Below are 20698 nucleotides of genomic sequence, written 5' to 3'. Positions count from 1 at the left end.
ACCTATTTCCCCATCTTCGTTGCCGTTTCTTTGTTGAAGCGATCTAGCCATTCCGACATGTGCGTGCTGATGGCACCGTAGTCGAATGTCACGACTTTGTCACGGTCAAACGCTAGTTTTTCTGCCACGTCATCCGACAGCTCGACAGAAGTTGCCGGGTTGTAAAACAACGCTTCACCGTACAGTTTTTGTACATCGTCGGACAGTAAGAAGTCGATAAACTGTTTTGCCGCGTGTTCATTTTTGGCTCCTTTAACGTGTGCAGCGACGTTCGGGACGATGTTCGCGCCTTCTTTCGGAAACACAAATTCAATGGGCAAGCCAGCTTCTTTTTGCACTAAACTTCTCGCCATCGTCCACGTCGTATACACGGCCGTCTGATCTTGCAAGCTTTGCTCTAACTGGGCGGCACTTTTCGCAAATGTCGGCATGTAACCGGCAATCGTATTCAATTTGTCGAATCCGGGATCAATTTGCTTCTCTGATCCCCCGTTCGCGTAGGCGAGCATGATGAGCGTCGAACGGCCGAAGTTACTCGTTACTTCAGTGAGCGACAAGTTGTCTTTCATTTCCGGACGCGCCAAGTCGTTCCACGATTCCGGTATGGGAAGCCCTTTTTCTTTCACTAATTCCGCGTTATAGGAAATGCCCATCGGGGTGAAATTGACAGTAACGCCACTGTTGTCAGTTACTTTTAAATCGTCGGATACTTTGGCTATGTTCGGGATTTCCTTTTCATCTAACGTTTCCCACAAGTCTTCTTTGCGTCCCGCCTCTTGCTCGCCCCCCTCAACGACGACGACATCGATTTGCGGCGCGTTCTTTTGCGCTTTCACTTTCGCGACAATTTCTGTGGACACACCGCTCACGTACGTTAATTTAACGTCGGGGAACTTCTCGTTAAACTTTTTGAAGATCTCATCCTTCATCAGTTTTTCTACAGTTGCCCCGTTACCTGCAACGACGAGTTGTTTTTCGAGCTTCCCTTCCTCGCTTTTTGCTTGTCCGGCATCTTTTTTGTCCTCGGTGCCTCCGCATCCTATCAACAGTGATCCGACTAACATCACACTTGTCACCGCGGCAAACCACTTTTTCTTCATTGCACATGTCTCCTCCCTTGTTTCCCATACGGAAACGTGTTTTACTATACATAAACTATGATTGACATCATAGCATACGGGAGCGCTTACGGCAATAACAATTTTCCGAGTACTGAAAGTCGACCTAATGGGGTGAACGCTCATAGTCGTGACACTACCTGTACAATAGCCGTCATTTTATGGTACACTATCCGAAAAATGCGCATGAATTGTTCGGAATCTATCACTGTGAGTGAGAAAAGGATGATCCGTTGTGGATAATTATTTATCATCGGTTAAAAAAAGCTGTTTGTTAATGAAAACGTTTCTCGATTCCCCGCCAGAAATGGGCGTCACCGAACTAAGTAAGCGGCTCGGGATTTCCAAAGGCGCCGTCTACAAACTGCTCGCGACACTCGAAAGCGAAGGGTTTATTAGACAAAACCCGGCGACAAAACGTTACTCTCTCGGTTATACGTTGCTCGAACTCGGACACAAAGTGATGAACGGTCAAAACCTCGTCGAACTTTGTACCCCCGACCTCACAACTCTCGCCGCTAAGACGAAGGAGCTCGTCTGTTTATGTTTACGCGATAAATATGACGCCATCTATATGCAAAAAATCGACTCGCCCCATCCGATCCGCTTTAACGTCGATACTTACAGGCGGTTCCCGTTATACGCGACGTCTGCCTCGCGAGTCATTCTCGCCTTTCAAGAAGAGGTGTTCATCGACCGAATTCTATCTGATGAATTAATAGTTTATACAGAGCGCTCGATCACTGACCGACAGCAAATGAAAGAACGCCTTACAACGATTCGTCAGAAAAAGTACGAAATCAGCTCGGACATGCGCAATATCGGGGTTACTGGGGTCGCGGCACCTATTTTCGACTCGCTCGCCGAGGTGCACGCGTCGATCAGCATTATTGGGCCATCCGATCGGATGAAACCGCAATTGGAACAGCTAATCGCTGCCGTAAGGGCGACAGCTACAAACATTTCTACCCGTCTCGGGTATAGTCCGTTGCAAAAAGAAACTCTAGGTGAATAACGTAGAGGTAATGGGAAAGGCGCGTTGATGCGTCGAGCCTGAGGTGAGTATAAAATGGGAGAGCTGGTCTACAACTCATTTTTTACCTTTCTTTATGACTGCAGTCGGTGTGAGCCCTGCGGCTGTTTTTTGAATAACAGCCGCAGGGTCCTAATCAGCATGCCTTTCACCGCGGAAGGGATGTAATCGTTACGGCTTTGTTACGCTACTCGCACCTTGATACAGTACCTTTCTCATCTTTCTGATCGTTGTTTATCGAGCGACACTTACTTTATCCCCAAATAAGCAAGTAGCTCGTCCAGTGAGTGCACGACGACGTCGGGGATGGCTTCGGTAGGGAGCGGCGCAGCAGATTTCCCCTGCTCTTGCCGCCACCGCGTGGTACATAGGTCAATCGTCGCGTCGCTGTCTTGCCGATGCTGCGGCGCCACCGCGTGTAACTTAGCGGGCAGTTTCCGTATAACCCACACAGACGTCACGCCACTCTCGTTCGCCAAGCACACATCGTGATCGAGCCGATCGCCGACGTGGGCGACGATTTCCCCCTTCTGCTGTAGAGGGGCGAGCATACGCGGATCGGGTTTGCCGTAGCCGACGCGCTCCGGTGTTATGACGGCATCGAATAGCGCGTCGATGTTCAAGGCTTCCATCACTGGCGCTTGATACTTATAAAAACCGTTTGTGACGACGGCGAGACGGTAACCGCTTTTTTTTAACGCCTTTAACACATCGTGCACACCGTCTTCGAGCAAGTAAATTTTTGGTGGTAGAGCATGTTTTTTTACTAAACTAGCAACGTCGATTGTTAGCTGCAGCCCCAGCTTGGCAACGCATTGTTGCACGATGTCGTCCCAGTCATACGCGGCGACCCACTCGCGTGCCCGCATGCGTCTCTTATGTTCGTTGAAGATTTTCTCGCGAATCTCCTCGAGGATACGCTTCTCCGCTGCCGATATCTGCACTTCCGTTGCGCCACCAGCTTCGTCGGAGCCACCGGCATCGTCTGCTTCGTCGGGAACGTCAGTATCGCTAGCATTGTTTGGCTCATCTGCTAGATCGCCAACATCGTCCGGCACGTCGGAATCGCGGGGAACCGCCGCCGATTCCTTCTCCACCTCGCCCAACACGGCCATCATTCGTTTATTTCCTGAGTTGCTAGAAAGAGGCGGTGCACCCTCCACCCCTTTAGTAGCGGAGGCATCCGCCTTTCCGTGCTGTGCGTTTAACGCTTGCAAAACAGCTTTAGCGATTTCCGGGAACACCCAACCGACAAACGGGTTCTGCATTAACGTACCATCTAAATCAAACGTGATCCAACGGTTTTTCATCACTTAACAGCTCCTGACGTCAGTCCGTCGATAAATTGTCGCGAGGCGAATAAGTAGGTGCTGACAAAGGAATCGTCACTGGCAACTTTCCTTGAGCCTCGGTTTTACCGAAAATGACGTCGGCACAAGCGCAGAGCGCGGGAAAAGTAAACTCATACGTCGCCACGTAGGCAGGCACATCCGGTACGGCCATTAAGTCGTACGGGTTGCGCATAGCGACGACGATGAGCCGTTTATTTTTCGTCAATAGCGTACGAACGAGTTCAGCTTGTGTCGGCTTAAGGTGCATGTTTACTGTACCGACGATTACCGTATCGGCTGACTGTGCTTGGACGACAAGCGATTCCATTTCGGCGTCGCTAACCGTGCCATCTACCGAGAACGTCACCTCGGTCACGCGACTAGAATGCGCACGCAACGCATCAGCGAGCCTATAGTCTGCATATTCGACGTCTTCGACTAACGTCGACACCGCTTTTTCCGGCGTTACGACGAGGATGTCGCCCGAGGTAGAAGTAGAGTCGTCTAGCGGTAAGATTCCTTCGTTTTTCACCACTGTGACCCCGCGAGCGTACAGCCGTTCCGCGAGCTGTTGATGCGCCTTACCCCCGACGGGGGGTGGTACATCATCCCACGTCAACTTGTTCTGTTTCATGTTCAAGACACGTGCCACAGCCGCGTCGAGTATTTCTTCTGCAAGCTCCCCTTGTTCCACCGCTTGTACAATGCGTTCTATGGCCGCTTTTTGTTCATGTGCCGTATGTGAAACCATAAGAATGTCACAACCGGCTTTTAAGGCGCGGAGTGCCCCTTCGGCTGTGCCAATTCCTTCTGAGATAGCTTTCATTTCTAAGCAATCGGTTGTAACGACTCCGGAAAACCCCATCTTTTCGCGCAAGAGCCCGGTGACGACCGCGCGAGATAACGTTGCTGGAACGTCTTTGCCCGGTTCCAAAGCGGGAAAGTAGACGTGAGCGACCATCACACATTCGACGCCCGCTTGAATGCCCCTCTTAAACGGAACGAACTCGACTCGTTCCAACCGTTCTAAATCGTGAGCAATCGTCGGTAAAGCGAGGTGTGAATCGGTATGGGTATCTCCGTGCCCGGGGAAATGTTTGGCCGTCGCGAGTACTCCGGCTTCACGGTAGCCGGCAATCGCCGCTGTACCGTGCGTCGAAACTTTTTCCGGATCCTCCCCAAACGCACGTACGCCGATGACCGGATTATGCGGATTGTTATTGACGTCGAGTACGGGTGCCAAGTTCATATTAATACCAAGTGCCTTTAATTCTGCACCGGTTGCACGGGCTACTGCGCGCGTCGCCTCCGGTTCATCGATTGCCCCTAGCAACATATTTCCCGGGAAAAGGGTCGGCCCCTTCCCTAGACGACGTACGGCACCGTTTTCTTGATCGATGGCGATCAGAAGTGGATTCGGTTGTGCCGTCTGTTTGGCTACCGCTTGAAGGTCACTCGTCAATCGCAACACGTCACTCGGTGTGCCAATGTTGCGCGCGAACAAAATAATGCCTCCGACGTAATCCTCCGCGATCAGTTGACGTATGTCCTCGCTCACTGTCAGCCCGGAAAAGCCGAACATCATCAGTTGCCCGACTTTTTGCCTTAAGGATAGTTGGTTAACGTCCACCGCGTCATTCATCCTTTCTGAACATGTCTGTCTGTTTATATCCGTTTATGTGTACACGAAAGTTCCACATAAAAAATCTAAACAACTTCTAAACGTTTCCTTGTCCTTATTTTTGACTGCCGTTACCTCAATCGCTTCGTCTTTCATAAATTGCAACGCGCATAACATACCAAAATAACGGAGCGATCAGCGTTGCCAAAGGACCGGGAAGATCGTATCGTACACGATTAACCTATCGCTCCATCTCGGCATACAGTTTGTACCTGTCGCCGCGGTAAATCGATTTTACGAACTCGATCGGCGCTCGTTGCTCGTCGAGCGTGACGCGTTCGATGAGTAGAATCGGGATGTCTTCGCTAATGTGTAACAACTCTTGTTCCCGCTCGTTTGGCAAGCCGACTTCCATTGTCTGTGTGGCAAAGGACGTTTTCACTCCGTAATGGTCGTGTAAAAATTGATAAAGTGACGTGTTACTAAAATCTTGTTGTTCGAGCGCGGGAAAGCGCGAGAGCGAGAGGTGAGTCGTCTCTAGCGCCATCGGTGTGTCGTCCGCCATCCGGACGCGTGTGACGATGATCACTGCTTCGCGCGATCCGATATTTAGTTTAGGTTGCACGCTCTGCGGGGCGCGCTTCACGGCGACATCTACGACTCGCGCCCCTGGCGTCATGCCGCGATTCAACATGTCTTCACTAAAACTCGTCAATTTCAACAACCCTTGACTTATTTTTGGCTCGGCGACATACGTCCCCTTCCCTTTTTCACGCACGAGTTTTCCTTCGTTGACGAGTTCGAGCAACGCCTGCCTTACAGTCATGCGGCTTATTTCGAAACGTTCACTTAGTTCACGTTCTGATGGAATGAAGTCTCCTGGTTTCAATTCGCCGCGCTCCATCTGGTCCAACAACCACTGCTTCAATTGATAATATAGCGGGATGGGAATATTTTTATTGAGCACGTGCTTCATACAATCCCTCTTTTCCTCCAAATAAGCCACGAGCTACGGTGCAATGACACTTGCCGCCACCGCATTGTGAAAACAGGCGCGCAACCGAGCAATCGACGTTTCGCGTCCGAAATGCACGCGGTTCGTTAGTAAGACCGCGTACAAGCTGCGTTCAGGATCGATCCATACACTCGTCCCGGTAAACCCTGTATGACCGAAAGTCGCCGTTGAAAAAAGATCTCCCGCTGCATCAAAACTGTCCCCTTTTAGCGCCCATCCTAGCCCGCGGTTATCCTGTAGGTGGGTTGTATAACTGCGTGTCGCGAAGGCGACGCTAGCTGAAGAAAGAATGCGTTGTCCCTCCCACGCGCCGTTCGCGAGCCACATCGCTGCGTAGTGGGCAAGATCGCCCGCGGTCGCAAACAGCCCCGCGTGTCCACTGACGCCTCCTAAGGCAAGAGCGTTTTCGTCGTGCACGTCGCCGCGTTGATAGCGCCCGAGGTGCTCGCGATATTCAGTGGCGGCGATCCGGCTTTTTAATCCGTCCGGCGGGCAAAATTGGCTATCGCGCATCCCGAGGGGGTGAAACAATTCGTGTGCAGCGGCTTCATCTAATGGACAACCGTAAAGTTTTGCTGCGATTTCTCCTAAGACGATAAATCCGAGATCACTGTAAACGACTTGCGTCCCACTCTCATAAGCTAACGGCTCATTGCACACGGCCGCTTTAATTTGTTCTGCAGTCGTATCGTGCGCGTAAAACGGTCGGTGAGCCGCTAACCCTGACGTATGTGTTAAAAGTTGCCCAACAGTGACCGCATCTTTTCCGTTAACGGCAAATTCGGGGAGAAAAGTGGCAACCGGTTCATTTAAGTGTAACTCACCCCTGTCCAGCAAGATCAAAATAAGCGGTAAAGTCACGACGACTTTCGTCAGCGACGCGCAGTCGAATAGTGTATCCATTTGCAAAACTTGCTCTTCTTGCTCACATTTTACCGCATAACCTACCGCGTGTCGTCCTGCGATGTCAGATCCCCTGCCGATCACAGCAACCGCCCCGGGAATAGCCCCCGACTCTACCGCTTCGTCGAGCAATTGAAACGCAGCGCGCAGACGCGGGCCGTCGATCCCGACTTTTTCAGGACGCAGCGGCAAATTTCCGTTCATCGTTCCACCACCAAGCGACTGTATTTGTAAATTTGTATTGATTGCCAATTTGCGCCAATATTGTATAGACCACCAGACGTTTATATAACTATTCGACGCCATAAACGATATTCCTGCAACAACAATAAAAGACTTTTTTGTGACAGATTTTGCGAACAAAGTGAAAAAAGTAATGCCACCCTAGTCAAGCATGGGTGGCATTACGACGCGATATGGTAAGGTTCTTCGACGCTAGGTAGGTTAGTCGTTAGTCACCATAAGTGACATCTCGTCAAGGGTAGTCATGATGGATAGTCAGTCTACAATGACCGTCCTATTTTCTTTCCCATGCAACCTTAGTCGACCGGCAACCTACCGTTTATATCGCTATTAGTTTTTCTTAAGCCAACTGCTAAGACCGCCTCGAGCTTATGCGGCACTCACGACTTGGGCGGGCGATTTAGCAACGGCACCTATTCGACGTTAATGAATAATTTACCTGCTGCCGTTTTGCGAGCCTCGTTTTTGTAGTCGTCGACGACTTTCACTTCGATCTCGGCACCTTTCGCGAAGGCGTTCGAGGTGGCCGTCCAGTAGCCGACATAATGGCCATCGCCCATTTCCATCATCGGCAGTTCGGTGACTCCCGTAAGTTTCGCCCTTTCGTTCACGAGCGGCATGCGAATGGTGAATGTCGCCTTAAGTCCAGGCTCACTGTCAAACGCGATCTTCACCGTTTCCCCAGCTTTCAAGTGCTTGTCCTCTGTCGGCTCCAAGTTGTCGATCACTGGTACTTCGTACTTCGCGTGCACTGTCACTTTCTTCGTCGTTTTGTTGCCAGCTTTATCTTGGGCGACAACTTTAATCTCGTTCTTGCCGTTGTCGAGCAAGATGCGCTGAGCAAACGATCCGTCATCGTTAACGTTCGCTTTTTGACCGTTCACTTTCACCCAGTCGAGATGGTCGTCGATCGCTTTACCTTCGACCGTCACTGTCTCGCGGTTCGTTTTGGAACCGTCTTTCGGGCTGTCGATGGTAACCTCTGGTTTTGTTTGGTCGAGCGTGACGACAACCGGTTCAGACGCCTCGGTTCTACCATTTTCGGTAGAAGCGGCAGCCGTGAGCGAGTTTTCGCCGACTTGCAGCTCGACGTCAGTAGAGAACTTGCCGTCCTTCGTCGCAGTCGCAGTCGTAACTTCTTCTCCGTTGTTCATAATGTGTACATTCGTGTCCGCGGTCGCCTGGCCTTCTACTGTAATCGTCGCATCGTTCGTGAACGACCCGTCTGTTGGCGACGTAATCGTCGGCGTCTCTACTTCGTAATTCACGCGGGCGCGGATCATGTAGTTACCTTCGTCACGCGGCGATTGGGACCATGCGCCGCCAACGAGCTGCCAGCTGCGTCCGGACCATTGACCGCTTTCATCGGTCGCGAGGCCTGGAGCGTTCGGATGCACTTTTGTCTGGATGTAGACAATGTAGAAGTCGCCTTCAACCATGATCCCTTTATCCGACAAGTCGACAACCGTCCAGCTACCGTCGCGCTTAGCGGTCGCGTCGATCGGTCCAGCGAGCTTCTTACCCGGAGCACCTTTGTCGCCACTCGCATCGTATACGGCAACTTGGAACTCCGTACCTCCCGGAATCGGCCATTCCGTATCCCAAAAGCGGAACACGCCAGCCGTGAGCAACGCACGCTCCTTGCCTTCGGCGAGCGACATTTTTACCGCCCAGCCGTTTCCAGCGTCATAGAAGGCGCGGGCATTATCTGGTTCGCCGCTGTCGTAGCCAATTTCACCGGGGTAACCGATAAACGGCTTCAAGGTGATGTCTTTTGTCGTGTCGTCGTTACCGGACACTGTCACTTCAACTTCCGTGCGATAGTAATTCGGCGCCGACACGACTAGCGTGTACGTGCCTTCGTAGGCGGTTAGCGAATAAGCGCCGTTTTCATCGGTCGACACCGGTTGTACCGCTGCGTCTTCAACGACGTACAACGTCGCATTCGCCACCGGTTCACCCGTCGATTTATTCGTGACGGTACCGGTAATGTTTCCTTGCGGAATCGGGTCGAGCGTAAAGTTTGCCGTCACTTCGCCGTCGCGCGAGACCTCCACGGCCTGATCGGCTGATCGGAAACCGTATGCTTCTGCCTGCATCGTGTACGTTCCAGTGGCGTGAGTAAGCGAGTAGCTGCCGTCTGCCGGGTTCGTGTTCACTTGCCGTCCCGACTCGAGCACACTTACTTTCGCTGCTAACGGCAGGGCAGCCGGTTGTTTACCGTTGTCTTTATCCTTTTTATCCTTGTTCTTTCCTTTGTTCTTGCCCTTGTCCGGTTTTTTTCCGTTCTGTTTGCTGGCAGCAGGTGCCTTCACGTTTTTCGGCGCACCTTGCTTGGCGACAGCCGGCTTGCCTTTTTTCTCAGCAGATGTAGCGGCGCTGCTTTTGTCCGCTTTTCCTGTCGCAGCAGCAGGATCGTTTTTATCCGCCTTATCGCTTTGCTTCGGTTCAACCCCCAACTTCGCTTTGCTTTCTTTGTTCAGCGATGTGTTCGTTAAGGCGACTTGATCGATGTACCATCCGTCCCGCGTCACACTGAAGTCAGTCGCCAGGTGGAACGAGAGGTACACGCGCTGTCCGGCATAGTCGGACAAGTCTACTTCTCCGTCAACCCAATCGTTAGAAATGTTCGTGTACGTCTCTAACGTCGTCCAGTTTTCCATGTCGGTTGACACGCGCACGTATCCAAAGTCCCAGCGGTTCTCTAAGTTGTACCAATGCTTATACTGCAAGTATGCGGGCCCTTCGGGCAAATCGACTGGCGGCATCATGAGTGTCGCTTGCGAGTTGTTGTCGTACATACCACTCAAATTGGTCGCGTAGACGTTCTCGCCGGAGAAGGCGCTGCCCGGTCCCGACGTCGGTACACCCCACTCCCAGCTGTCGTTCTCGCCATAGGACACCCAGCCGACCGGATAGCTTTCGAAGTCTTCGCTGTAGCCGATCGTAATGCCCGGGGATACGTTCACGTCGTAAACGTCGCTCGTCACTTCGTTGTTGCCGAAGTCGGTAATTTTCCAGCGGTAGTGCAAGGATGACCCGCTAATGTCCTCACCGGGTATTGTCGCTTGATACACCCCGTCGCGGAAGTCCCCGCTAATGCGTTTCGCGTCAACCGTCGCCCAGTCGTCACCGCTATTCGACCGATACTGCAGTTGCACACTCGTGACGCTTACATTGTCGCGCGCTGTCACGACGAGGGGCAAATCCATCCCTTCGTAAGTCGTACTCACCGAATCATGTTCAAAAGTGGGCGGTTCATTGTCTTCGCCCTCTCGTACGACTTGTCCTTGCACACGGCCCAATCCGTCCATGACGGAGGAAACGGCGTCAAACGCATTCACTAAGCCGTAGCCGTAGCCATTGTTCGGCGATTCTGGGAAGGTGCTGTCCGTCAACGGCGTCGCCGTATCTTGCAAGATCTGTTCGATTTCGTCGACTGTCAGCGATGCGTTCGCTTGCCGCAGCAGAGCAACGACAGCAGACGTGTGCGGTCCGGCCATCGATGTGCCGTTGTAGTTGCCGTAGCCGTTACCCGGGATCGCCGAACGGATGTTGACGCCCGGTGCACTCACTTCTGGTTTAAGCTCGCCGTACGGCGACGGTCCCTGAAGCGAAAAGCTCGCTAATTGGTCGTTAATGTCAGTCGCACCGGTTGCAAACGACTCGGGGTAGTTCGCCGGGTTAGCGACGGAACCCGGTCCCCCCGGGTTGCCAGGACGCGTGTTCCCAGCGGAAAACTCGGGGAAGATGTCAGCGGCGCGCCAAGCGCGTACCATGTCCCGATACCATTCGTCAATGCCCGATCCACCGCCCCACGAGTTGTTTACGACGTCGGGTGCCATATCAGGGCGCGGGTTGCCTTGCGCGTCTTTCGGCGCGAGGATCCATTCGCCAGCAGCTAACAGATCACTATCGTATCCGCCTGCTGGCGTAAACGCTTTAACGGCAATCCATTTCGCCCCCGGAGCGACACCGATTTGGTTCGCACCGTTTGGCTCGGCACCGACCATCGTGCCCATCGTATGCGTGCCGTGTCCGTCGTCGTCGTACGGCGTGGTACGGCCGGCCGTCGCGTCGAACCAGTTGAAGTCGTGGCTAGGGTTGTCCGGGTTAGCTTCATCGTAACCGCGGTATTTTTCTTTCAACGTCGGGTGTTCCCAATCGACCCCCGTATCGATGTTCGCGACTACCGTTCCTGTGCCGTCAATCCCCATTTGCCAGGCGGCGGGAGCCCCTACGCGGTCGATGTTCCACTCGATGTCCGAAAGGTTGGAGTCCTGCTTCGCTTTTCCGTCCTTAGCTTTAGCGGTACCTTTCACTGCGGTTTCCGCTTTCGCTTTTACTCGCTCTGCCGGGTGTAGCTGCCGCAGTTCGTTCGGCAACACTTTCGCCACTTCCGGGAACGAAGCGAGTTGTTCCATCACTTCTTGCGAGCCTGTTACAGCGATCGCATTCACGATGTAGTACGATTCGTACGACGTCACGTGACCAGCTTTTTTCTGCTTGTCCAAAAACGCTTTGACGTCCTGCTGAGTCTCGTTGGCAGTTCCCCGCAAAGCCGAGACGACGGACGAACGTTTCGCCAGTGTCGTTTGCGCGGCAGTCTGTTTTAGCTTTTGCGCTTTTTTTGCCGCGTCTTTCGCTACTTTTTGGGTATCGACTTGTTCCTGAAATTTAAGCAGGAACGTAACCGTTTTCTTTTCTTTGAACTGTTTCTGTAAGCGGTCGGCGATCTTTTCCTTGGCCGGTTTTTGCGACTTTTCGTGGACGGATGTGTGGACGCCTTGATCCGCCTTCGCCTGCACCGTAGAGAAGAAACCGAGTGGCAGCACTAAGCTGAAACAGAGGAGCACACTGAGGAAACGTATCAAAACACGCTTATTAACTCTCATCTTTAATTCTTTCTCCCCTCATTCGATTTTTAGTAGATTGAAACGCTCGATCCCCAAAGCTTACACGACAACGACACATTTGGCTGGATAAAGAGAGCGCTACCACCTCCGATATTATAATTTGATTAAGAAATGGGGTCTGCTCATGATGTTAAATCTATCATATAACAAAAAAAACAATATGCAAGAGCAAATTTGCGAAGCAGGCAAATTATTTTATATCTGTGATAAGTAATGTTGTTTTAATAGACTATTTATTAGTGGAAATGCACAAAAAAAGGGATTTAAAACGGCCTCTATCTTACTGTAAAGCTGTAATATTGTATAGAGTAGGAGTAAGTGTTAACGCCTTAACTCATCCAATCATATCAAGCCTTGTATGAAGTTCGTGTGCCTCAGACCGGAGGTTTGCCGCCCGCTTCCTTCAAATTCCGCGTCGCAGCGGACACCCTTGCGTTAGGCTAACTGTTACTTCTGCCTTCACAATTCGAGATTTGCCCCCTATAGACTGCGCCCATGCTGGGCGCACCTAAAAAAAAACAGGCTAGCAGCCTGCTTAATTAATTTCTCTTTGCTATTTTTGTCACAGCCCAGACGATCAGTCCAACGATGAGACCGAGAATACCGACCATACTTGCGATGAGGATACTCAAATTCACAGTTTACAACTCCTTCTATTGGGCTCGGGACCACGATCTTACGCCTCATCGCCTCCATCGTTTGCCGTCGCTCACTGAACACGGCACAACCTCGGGTCGCTGCCACATTACCCTCGATGCGGCCATAACAACCGCTCCCGCTCAGTTGTTGATCCACCTCGCGCACGAGCAAGACGTACACTTTTTTCACTGCAACCAGCCCCGTTTCCTACCTAGTAGTTTTGACCGCGACGTAACAGGGTAATGCTATTAGTAGGGTAAGTGATAATTTATCGCAAATGCTATATATACAATGGAGGGATGACGATGACGAAAAAAGTGTTAATTGTCGCTGGAGACGCTGTCGAAGCACTAGAAATTTATTACCCGTATTACCGCTTACAAGAAGCGGGCATTGAAGCGACGATCGCTGCACCGACTAAGAAAAAACTGCATACGGTCGTGCACGATTTTGTCGATTGGGAGACGTATACAGAAAAACCTGGGTACTTAATTGAGGCTGATGTGTCCTTTGCCGACGTCAAGCCGAAAGAATACGACGGGCTCATTATCCCCGGCGGTAGGGCGCCCGAATATATCCGCCTTAACGAACACTTGCCTACGATCGTGCGCCATTTCTTCGTCCACGAAAAACCAGTTGGGGCTATTTGCCACGCCGCCCAAGTGTTGGAGACGGTCGCCGATGTCATGCAAGGGCGCAAACTGACCGCCTACATCGCCTGTAAACCTTCGGTAGAGGTGATGCAGGCGACATACGTCGAAAGTCCGCTCTACGTCGAGCGCAATCTCGTCTCTGGTCACGCGTGGCCAGATCTACCGGGCTTTATGCGCGAGTTCCTCAAATTACTGCACAGTTAATCTTTAAGCCTATAGACTAAATAACGTCGGACTATGCACAATTGATCGAGTGAAATGTATACTGGGCGTTTCGACGCCCTGCGAGGGGTCGAAGGCCTAAGCGCTCGGCCGCTCCCGCTGCTCGTCAGCCAACTGTTTGATCGCGGCAGCGATTTCGTTCGTAACTTCTTCGTAATCGGTGCTTTCGAATTGCAGCGGTTCCCCGAAGACGACTCCAGCACGAGCGAACCAGCCGCCTTTGACTCCGTAAATATACGTCGGAATGACGGGCGACTTACTTTTCGTCGTAATAAAACCGACACCTTTTTTCGGTACTTGCATTTCGCCCGTCTTAGACCGTGTCCCTTCAATAAAAATGGCAAAAATGTTCCCCTCTTGCACTAAGCGGATCGACGTCTTCAATGAACGGATATCGCCTTTTCCGCGTTTAATCGGAAAGGCGCCTAGTTCTGACAATATTTTTCCGAAAAGCCGATTCGCAAACAACTCTTCTTTTGCCATTGTATGCATTTTGCGCGGCGTATGAATGCCGACCATTACCGGGTCGTAGTTACTCGTATGATTCATGGCGAGAATACAGCCGCCCTCCGGAATGTTTTCCAAGCCTTTAATCGCAATGCGGAAACGTACATGCATATAGGCGTAGACAATCGCTCGTACAATTCGATAAAACATGACGAACTCCTCCCTGACTGTAGAACTTCTTAAAAGGGTCACAGCCACTCTGTCCCAACAGTATACCATTTTTTCCAGGTTATTTTAGAACCTGTTCAGGCCATGCGTCTGGGCAGTGCGGCTCTATTTCTCTTTGCGTATCTTCTCGTGTCCGACGTGCGTCCTCATTCTCGTCTAACTCATCTCGCAACAACCTTTGTCTTGTATTTTTCCGTGGCTAACATAATGCGTCGCTTTACATTCCGCAAGCGTTGTGGTACGTTTTGCAACAAATACATCCTTACTCAAACAACTTTTGTAGCAGATTGAAATGGTGGAGGAATCTATGGGTAATCGGCCTAAAAATCTCCCGACACTACCATTCGACTCGCCCACTGTCTTGACATACCGTAAGCAATGTCAGAAAGGGCGCGAGCTCGAAGACGTCTGGTCGTGGTATGTGCTCAGGAGGCTGTCCATCTACTTTGCGATTTTGCTCAGCAAACGAAATGTACGGCCGAACGCCGTCACTTGGATCAGTTTACTCGGGATGATCGCTGCCGGGTACAGTATGGCGTTCGCGAGCCCGACGTCGTTTTTACTCGCCTTCGTTTTTTACAATATCGGGTATATGAGCGACTGTGTCGACGGCGAAATGGCCCGCATCCAAGAGCGGACGAGCCGTCGCGGCTATTTTTTAGATATTTTGATTCAGGCCTGCAGCATTCCGATTTTTTCTTCGATCGGCATTGCGCTGGTCGAGCTACATACGGGACAGGCGCTCGGCGCTTTGTACGCCGCCGTTCTCTACACGGTAATTGTCGTCGCCACGATGTCGTTATTTATTCCGATCGCGCTACAATTAACGCAGGCGAAGACGGAAGAAGTCGACCCGGTGAAGCAAATTCGCGTGAAGTCGAACTTCTTTGAATGGGTCGCCTTCTTTACCGGGTTGCCTGGCTTTTTCTTCGTCTTATTATTACTCGCCGCCTGCACGTTGTGGATATCCCTGCCAATTGTATGGATCAAACTGTTTTTTACTGCTTTTCTCGGCATTTTTATGGCCAAAGCGGCTGTGCGCCTCGTCATCACGCTGTCCTCGATCCGCGATTAGCTTCGCGCCTCATTTACGAGGTGGAGCTGGTGCGGAATGGGGCATTTCGTGCGGAAAAACGTGAGATAAAATTGCTGATCAACCGTCACTTACGACCGTATGCACCGTACGCCTTATGAGTACTCGATGCGTACGGTCGTTCCTTCATCTACCGTCGCCGGTAGGACGCGAATTTTGCGGTGTAGGCGGTTTTGCAGTTCTGGGACGTGGCTAATGAGGCCAATCGTCATATGTTCGTAGTGCAGTTTTTCCAACGCCGTAATGACGACGTCGAGCAACTCGGGATCAAGTGTGCCAAACCCTTCGTCAAGAAAGAAAAACTCGAGCGGGCATTCGCCCTTCAGCTGAATTTGCGACGACAAGGCGAGGGCGAGAGCGAGTGATGTCAAAAACGTTTCTCCTCCCGACAACGTGCTCACCGGCCGCCGCATCCCGCCGTTACCGTCGTCGCGCATGACAAAGTTGCCATCTTGCGCGATTTCGAGCGCATAGCGGTAGCGCGTCAATTTCCCCAAATGGCGCGAGGCGTCGGCGGCGATCCCTTCCAAGTGTTCGCGAGCGACAAATTCGACGAACGCCTTCCCTTTCAACACTTGCTGTAAGTCGTGCGCATCGTCGAGCTGCCGCTGCCATTTCCGGCGCTCCGCTTCAAGTACTTTCCACTTGCCGTGATTTTGCTCCGTCTCCCGATGCGCGTGTTCGGCGCTAATGGCTGCTTTTTGTGCCGCTTGCCACACCTCGGCGAGCGCCTCGCGCTTGGCAGTCATCTCTTGCCACGCTTCCTCAGTCAAGGTGCGTCCGGCGAGGAGCTCTTGCAATCGTTGCCGATCGCTAGCCACTTTTATTTGCGCCTCGCGAAACTCGGTCAACGTAGCGGATAGACGTTCGCGCTCCTCCAGTTGGAGGGTCCCCGCTTCCACTTCCGCTACACTCGCAAACTGGTAAGTCGCGAGTTTGTCGTTAAGCTGCTGCTCCGCCAGCTGTAACTGTGCCGCGTGATCTTCTGCTTTTGCCTCTAGGGCGGACAGCTGGCGACTCGCTTCTTGCCACGTTTGTTCCGCTGTCCGCAAGACTTCTTCCGTACGGGCCAGCTGCTGTCGCAACTCATCGGAACGAGCTACGAGTTCGGCGAGCAATTGTGCGGCTGGCTGACCGCCGGTTATCGCGTCGATCGCCGTCGTCAGGCCTTCCCGCCGCTCCCGTACCTTCCGCAGCTGTTGCTCCGCGTCGTGTGTCGCTGCGCGCCACTTATCCTCTTCTCGCCGCCCGTCGTCTAACCGCTGTTCCGTCGCTTCCTGCTCGCCAGTGAGTGTTTCGCGAGCCGCTTCAACCGTTTCCCGTTCCCGGTCGAAAGTTTCGACTTCGCGTAGCCGTTCGGCGAGCCCAGCAAACGTCCACTCGCCGCGCACCTCTTCCCATTTTGCCCTCGTTGTGGCGACGCGTTCCCGCCACTTGGCGACAGCTGCTTCCGCCGTTTGTGCCCGTTCAGCGGCGTGTTGCGCGTTCGCCTCCGCGGTCGCCGTCTGTTCCCGCAGACGGTGATACGCGAGCTGGTACGCGTGTAACTGTTCTTCTTTCGCGGCGACGTCTCGTTCCCAAATTGCGAGCTTACGGCGCTCTTCCTGAAGGTTATCTTGTTCCCTACGGAGGTGTTCCTCCGTCTCAGGCACAGTCGCCCCCTGCAGCCGTCGCGGCAGCGCCTGCTGCTGTTCCACTATTTTCGTATGTCGTTCGGCGAGTATCTGTTCTGCCCCTTCGCGCTGTGCCTTGCGATGGGTGTACGTTTCCGCGAGCACTGAGCAGTCCGTCTGTCGTTGATGCAACTGTTGCCTAAGCGTGGCGACCGCTTCGTTGGCGCGCTGGAGCTGTTCGTCGTGCACACGCCCCTCGTCTGCCTGCTCCGCCGCGTGCGCCCCGGTCGCCGCTAGATGCGGGTGGTCGGTTGCCCCGCACACGGGACAAGCGGAACCTGCCTCCAAACTTGCCGCAAGTTGTGCCGCCATATGCTGCTCCATGCGGGCTCGCTGTGCCTTTTCTAGCTCTTGGAGGTGCGTTTCCGCTGCAGTAAGTTTCGCGGCGCACTGCTGGCGCTGTTCGTCTAGCTGTTCCCGCCGCACGCGTACGTCGTCCAGCTGCTTCGCGAGCGCTGCTACATCTCGACGTGCCTTTTGCCGATCCGCTTCTAGCTGAGCGAGTCGCTCCACGCGGTAGGCGTAATCGTGCAGCTCGCGCTCACGCTGTTGCAACTTTTCTCCGGTTGTCGGAGCCTGTCCTTTAAGCCCTTCGACAGCTTCACGCAACGTTTGCCATTCGCGCGCTTTCGCCTCCTCCGCTGCGACGGCGGCCGCTCGCGCATCTGTCTGCGTGCGCCAGTGCGCTACTTGCGCGGTAGCCTCTTTTTCCGCGTCAGTCAATTGTTTTTCCGCCGCTTCGACGTCGGCCTTCGCCGCTTCCGCCACGCGCCAGTGCGCTACTTGCGCGGTAGCCTCTTTTTCCGCGTCAGTCAATTGTTTTTCCGCCGCTTCGACGTCGGCCTTCGCCGCTTCCGCCACTCGCAGGCGGCGGCGTTCGTCGGTCGTCACGCGCAGCTCTGCCGCCCGTTGCTGCAGCTCTGCTGCGCGGGTACGCAGCACGGCCAATTCCTGTTGCGCCGTTTCAACTTGCGTTTTCGCACGCTGCCAGCCGTCTGTCACGCGCTGTAGTCGCTCGGCACGATCCTGTTCCTCCCGGTCGAGCGCCGCGCGCTCTTTTTCCCGTTCTAACGCTTCTTCGAGCTTCACTTTCCGTTCCGAAAGATGCGGCGCTTCTCGTTCCCACGCTTCTTCAGCCGCACGATGTGCAGCTTGTGCCTGTTCCCGTTCCTCTGCGGCCGCTGTGATCGCTTGTTGTACCTCCTGTAGCGCCGCTTTTGTCACTTGTAGCTGCTGCTCCCTCTCGCGGTACGTCGCGGCGTACAGCGAGACGCGTTCAGCGCGCGCCGCCGTTTGCAGCGCAGCTTCGAGCACTTGCATCTCCCCTTGCCGCGCGTCAAGCTCTTCCTCGCGACGCGCGACGTCACGCAATTCTCGCATATGCCCGCGAACTTTTTGCCACTGTTCGAATTCGTGCCCAAACGCGTCGCGGTTTCGCGTCGCTTCGGCTAACTTACCTTGCGCCACTTCAAGTTGTCTTGCAGCTTCCTTAACCGCCTCGCTCGTCGCCTCGCCGAGCAATTCCTGCTGGCTCTCCAAACGGTTCACTTCACTTTCCAACGATTGCAAGCGAGTGAGCAAACGTTTCCTCAGCGCCTCGCCGTACGCGTCGAGGCGGAAAATGCGCTCTAACATGTCGCGGCGCTCTTTGCCTTTCAGCTTCAAAAACTCTTCAAACTTCCCTTGCGGCAAAACGACAGCGCGCGTAAAGTCGTCGACGCTCAAACCGAGAATGCGTAAAATGCCGTTATTTACCGCCGTTTCTCGATCTTCGAGCACCTTGTCTCCTTCCGGCGTACAGGCGATGAGCCGCGCGTGCGACGACTGCACACTGTGTCCGTCCTTGCGCTTATATGTCCGCTCGACGCGGTACACGTTTTTACCGCTGCTGCTACTAATTTGAAAGGTTAACGCCACGTGCAACTGTAGCTCGTGTTGGTTAAGGATACCGTAGCGGTTTCCGCCGCTGCGCTCGACACGCCCGTATAGTGCTAGCGTGATCGCGTCGAGAATCGACGACTTGCCGCTCCCCGTCGGTCCAAAAATGCCGAAGATGCCCGCATCGGTCACCCGCGTAAAGTCGATCGTCTGCTCGCGGCGAAAACTGTGCAACCCGGCGATCGTCAACTTAAGAGGCTTCATCGGCGACTTCCTTCCTACTATCTGTCCCATCGACGTCCGCTTCCTCGTGCAACAGCTCCAAAAACAGATCTACCACCGCTTCGCGCGGCTCGCCCCCCGTGCGTTCATTGTAAAAGCGCCGGAACAGCGCCTCCGGACGCTTTGCCTCTGGCGTACGGACATGCTCTGTTTCCGCCTCGCCCTCGGGAAAAACGGGGCGAATGTGCACAAAACCGCGGTGCATTTTGCGCACGCGGCGAATGTCTTCTTGCGAGAGCGGGTGCGGCACGTGTAGTTCCAAATCGATCCACGCCTCGGCATCTTTCCCCTCACTACACCACGTGTCTAATTGGGTCAAGCCGCCTGTGACCTCCCAGCGCATGAGCGGCCGGCCAGAAGTGAGTCGTATGAGGCGCGTCGTCGCAGACTTGCCCGGTTCGGCTTCAATGAGCACGACCGACTTCTCTTGTCCTGCCTCGGAAAAACTGTAGGCGAGCGGCGATCCGGCGTAACGCGTCGGCGCTAAGGCCGCTGCCACTTTTTGCGGGCGGTGTAAGTGGCCGAGCGCGACATAGTGCGCGGTGCGAGGTAGCTTGTCCGCTTCGACCGCATACGCGCCGCCGAGTTGAATTTGCCGCTCCGAATCGGATTCCTGTCCCCCGTGCACAAACAAGTGACTCATCGCCACATTGACCGTGTCCGGACGAAAGTATGCCTCCTGCGCGGCGAACCACTGCCCGATCCGCTCCGAATAAGCGGCGCGAATGTCGCTCACCTCGGCACTCGCCGACAGCAGTTCTTGTAGTCGCGCTTCCGACGGGTACGGTAATAGCGCAAGAACCGCATGATGTGCACACGTCGGCACTGCCAGTTCAAGCAGCCCCGTGCGGGCGGCGACAGCTTGGACACTGTGCGGACGCGGTAGTTTTGACGGTGTCAGCTCATCCTTCGGCAAGCCGACTAAATAAACCCCTTGCTTGTCGGCGAGCGGGTTGGCGGCGCGAATGCGCTCCGGGTTGTCGTGATTGCCGGAAATGACGACGACTGCGCGCTTACCAAAGTTGCTAAGCCGGTGAATCGTCTCGTAAAACAAGTTTTCCGCCCACGCCGGTGGATTGACCGTTTGGTACACATCGCCGGCAATTAAGACGAGGTCGACCGCTTCCTCTTCCGCAATCTCGCAAATTTCCGCCATCACGCGGTACTGCTCTTCCGACCTGTCGCGTCCTTCCAACGTTTTTCCGAGGTGCCAGTCCGCCGTATGTAAAATACGCATCGTACAGACCTCCTTATGTATTGAGTGATATATAAACGATTTGTCGTAAATCTCGTATCGGATGATGCATCAAGAAAGTAAAATAACGTCGCCTAAGCGACTACCCGTTTCTTACTAGTATAGTAGAGGGGGGCGGGAATGTCAGCAGAAGGCCCAACCCATTACT

Annotated in this window: 12 protein-coding genes; 3 read left to right on the top strand and 9 right to left on the bottom strand. The window is 53.5% G+C overall.

The window, feature by feature from the left end; translation table 11 throughout:
• Window positions 1-2: 2 nt before the first annotated feature.
• The gene (locus tag BN1247_RS03460; protein ID WP_054949147.1) at window positions 3-1100 is read right to left on the bottom strand and encodes an ABC transporter substrate-binding protein; all 1098 of its coding nucleotides are present in this window, start codon (window positions 1098-1100) and stop codon (window positions 3-5) included.
• 253 nt (window positions 1101-1353) lie between these two features.
• On the opposite strand from BN1247_RS03460, the gene BN1247_RS03455 reads away from it, so the two are divergent.
• A complete protein-coding gene (locus BN1247_RS03455) occupies window positions 1354-2133 on the top strand; it encodes an IclR family transcriptional regulator (protein ID WP_054949146.1) in 780 nt (259 codons plus the stop codon).
• Between the two features lie 266 nt (window positions 2134-2399).
• Here BN1247_RS03455 and BN1247_RS03450 read toward each other — a convergent pair whose 3' ends face one another.
• From BN1247_RS03450 to BN1247_RS03430, 5 genes are all read right to left on the bottom strand, one after another.
• A complete protein-coding gene (locus BN1247_RS03450; RefSeq protein WP_054949145.1) occupies window positions 2400-3461 on the bottom strand; it encodes an HAD family hydrolase in 1062 nt (353 codons plus the stop codon).
• A 19-nt stretch (window positions 3462-3480) separates the two neighbouring features.
• Window positions 3481-5112, bottom strand: coding sequence for a beta-N-acetylhexosaminidase (gene nagZ, locus BN1247_RS03445; protein WP_231633111.1), 1632 nt, complete (start codon window positions 5110-5112; stop codon window positions 3481-3483).
• A 232-nt stretch (window positions 5113-5344) separates the two neighbouring features.
• On the bottom strand, window positions 5345-6079 hold the full coding sequence (locus tag BN1247_RS03440) for a GntR family transcriptional regulator (RefSeq protein WP_054949143.1): 735 nt from the start codon (window positions 6077-6079) through the stop codon (window positions 5345-5347).
• Window positions 6080-6112: 33 nt separating this feature from the next.
• On the bottom strand, window positions 6113-7225 hold the full coding sequence (locus BN1247_RS03435) for a serine hydrolase domain-containing protein (protein ID WP_054949142.1): 1113 nt from the start codon (window positions 7223-7225) through the stop codon (window positions 6113-6115).
• A gap of 452 nt (window positions 7226-7677) precedes the next feature.
• Window positions 7678-12159 (bottom strand): S8 family peptidase, encoded by a 4482-nt coding sequence (locus BN1247_RS03430; RefSeq protein ID WP_054949141.1) that lies wholly within the window; start codon window positions 12157-12159, stop codon window positions 7678-7680.
• 965 nt (window positions 12160-13124) lie between these two features.
• On the opposite strand from BN1247_RS03430, the gene BN1247_RS03425 reads away from it, so the two are divergent.
• Entirely contained in the window at window positions 13125-13676 is a 552-nt protein-coding gene (locus BN1247_RS03425) for a DJ-1/PfpI family protein (RefSeq protein WP_054949140.1), read from the top strand.
• Between the two features lie 96 nt (window positions 13677-13772).
• On the opposite strand, the gene BN1247_RS03420 is transcribed toward BN1247_RS03425, so the two are convergent.
• Window positions 13773-14351: a lysophospholipid acyltransferase family protein gene (locus BN1247_RS03420; RefSeq protein ID WP_054949139.1), complete on the bottom strand. Its 579-nt coding sequence runs from the start codon at window positions 14349-14351 to the stop codon at window positions 13773-13775.
• A 325-nt stretch (window positions 14352-14676) separates the two neighbouring features.
• Between BN1247_RS03420 and BN1247_RS03415 the strand changes: the two genes are divergently transcribed.
• Window positions 14677-15444 (top strand): CDP-alcohol phosphatidyltransferase family protein, encoded by a 768-nt coding sequence (locus tag BN1247_RS03415; protein WP_054949138.1) that lies wholly within the window; start codon window positions 14677-14679, stop codon window positions 15442-15444.
• Between the two features lie 113 nt (window positions 15445-15557).
• On the opposite strand, the gene BN1247_RS03410 is transcribed toward BN1247_RS03415, so the two are convergent.
• Window positions 15558-19307, bottom strand: coding sequence for an AAA family ATPase (locus BN1247_RS03410; protein WP_082415772.1), 3750 nt, complete (start codon window positions 19305-19307; stop codon window positions 15558-15560).
• Window positions 19264-20532 (bottom strand): exonuclease SbcCD subunit D, encoded by a 1269-nt coding sequence (locus tag BN1247_RS03405; protein ID WP_054949136.1) that lies wholly within the window; start codon window positions 20530-20532, stop codon window positions 19264-19266. The genes BN1247_RS03410 and BN1247_RS03405 overlap by 44 nt, the downstream gene beginning before the upstream one ends.
• Window positions 20533-20698 lie beyond the last annotated feature (166 nt).

Source organism: Numidum massiliense, assembly GCF_001375555.1.
GTDB classification, from domain to species: domain Bacteria; phylum Bacillota; class Bacilli; order Thermoactinomycetales; family Novibacillaceae; genus Numidum; species Numidum massiliense.
Note: the sequence above shows the minus strand (reverse complement) of the source record. Positions and strands in the feature narration are given on the sequence as shown.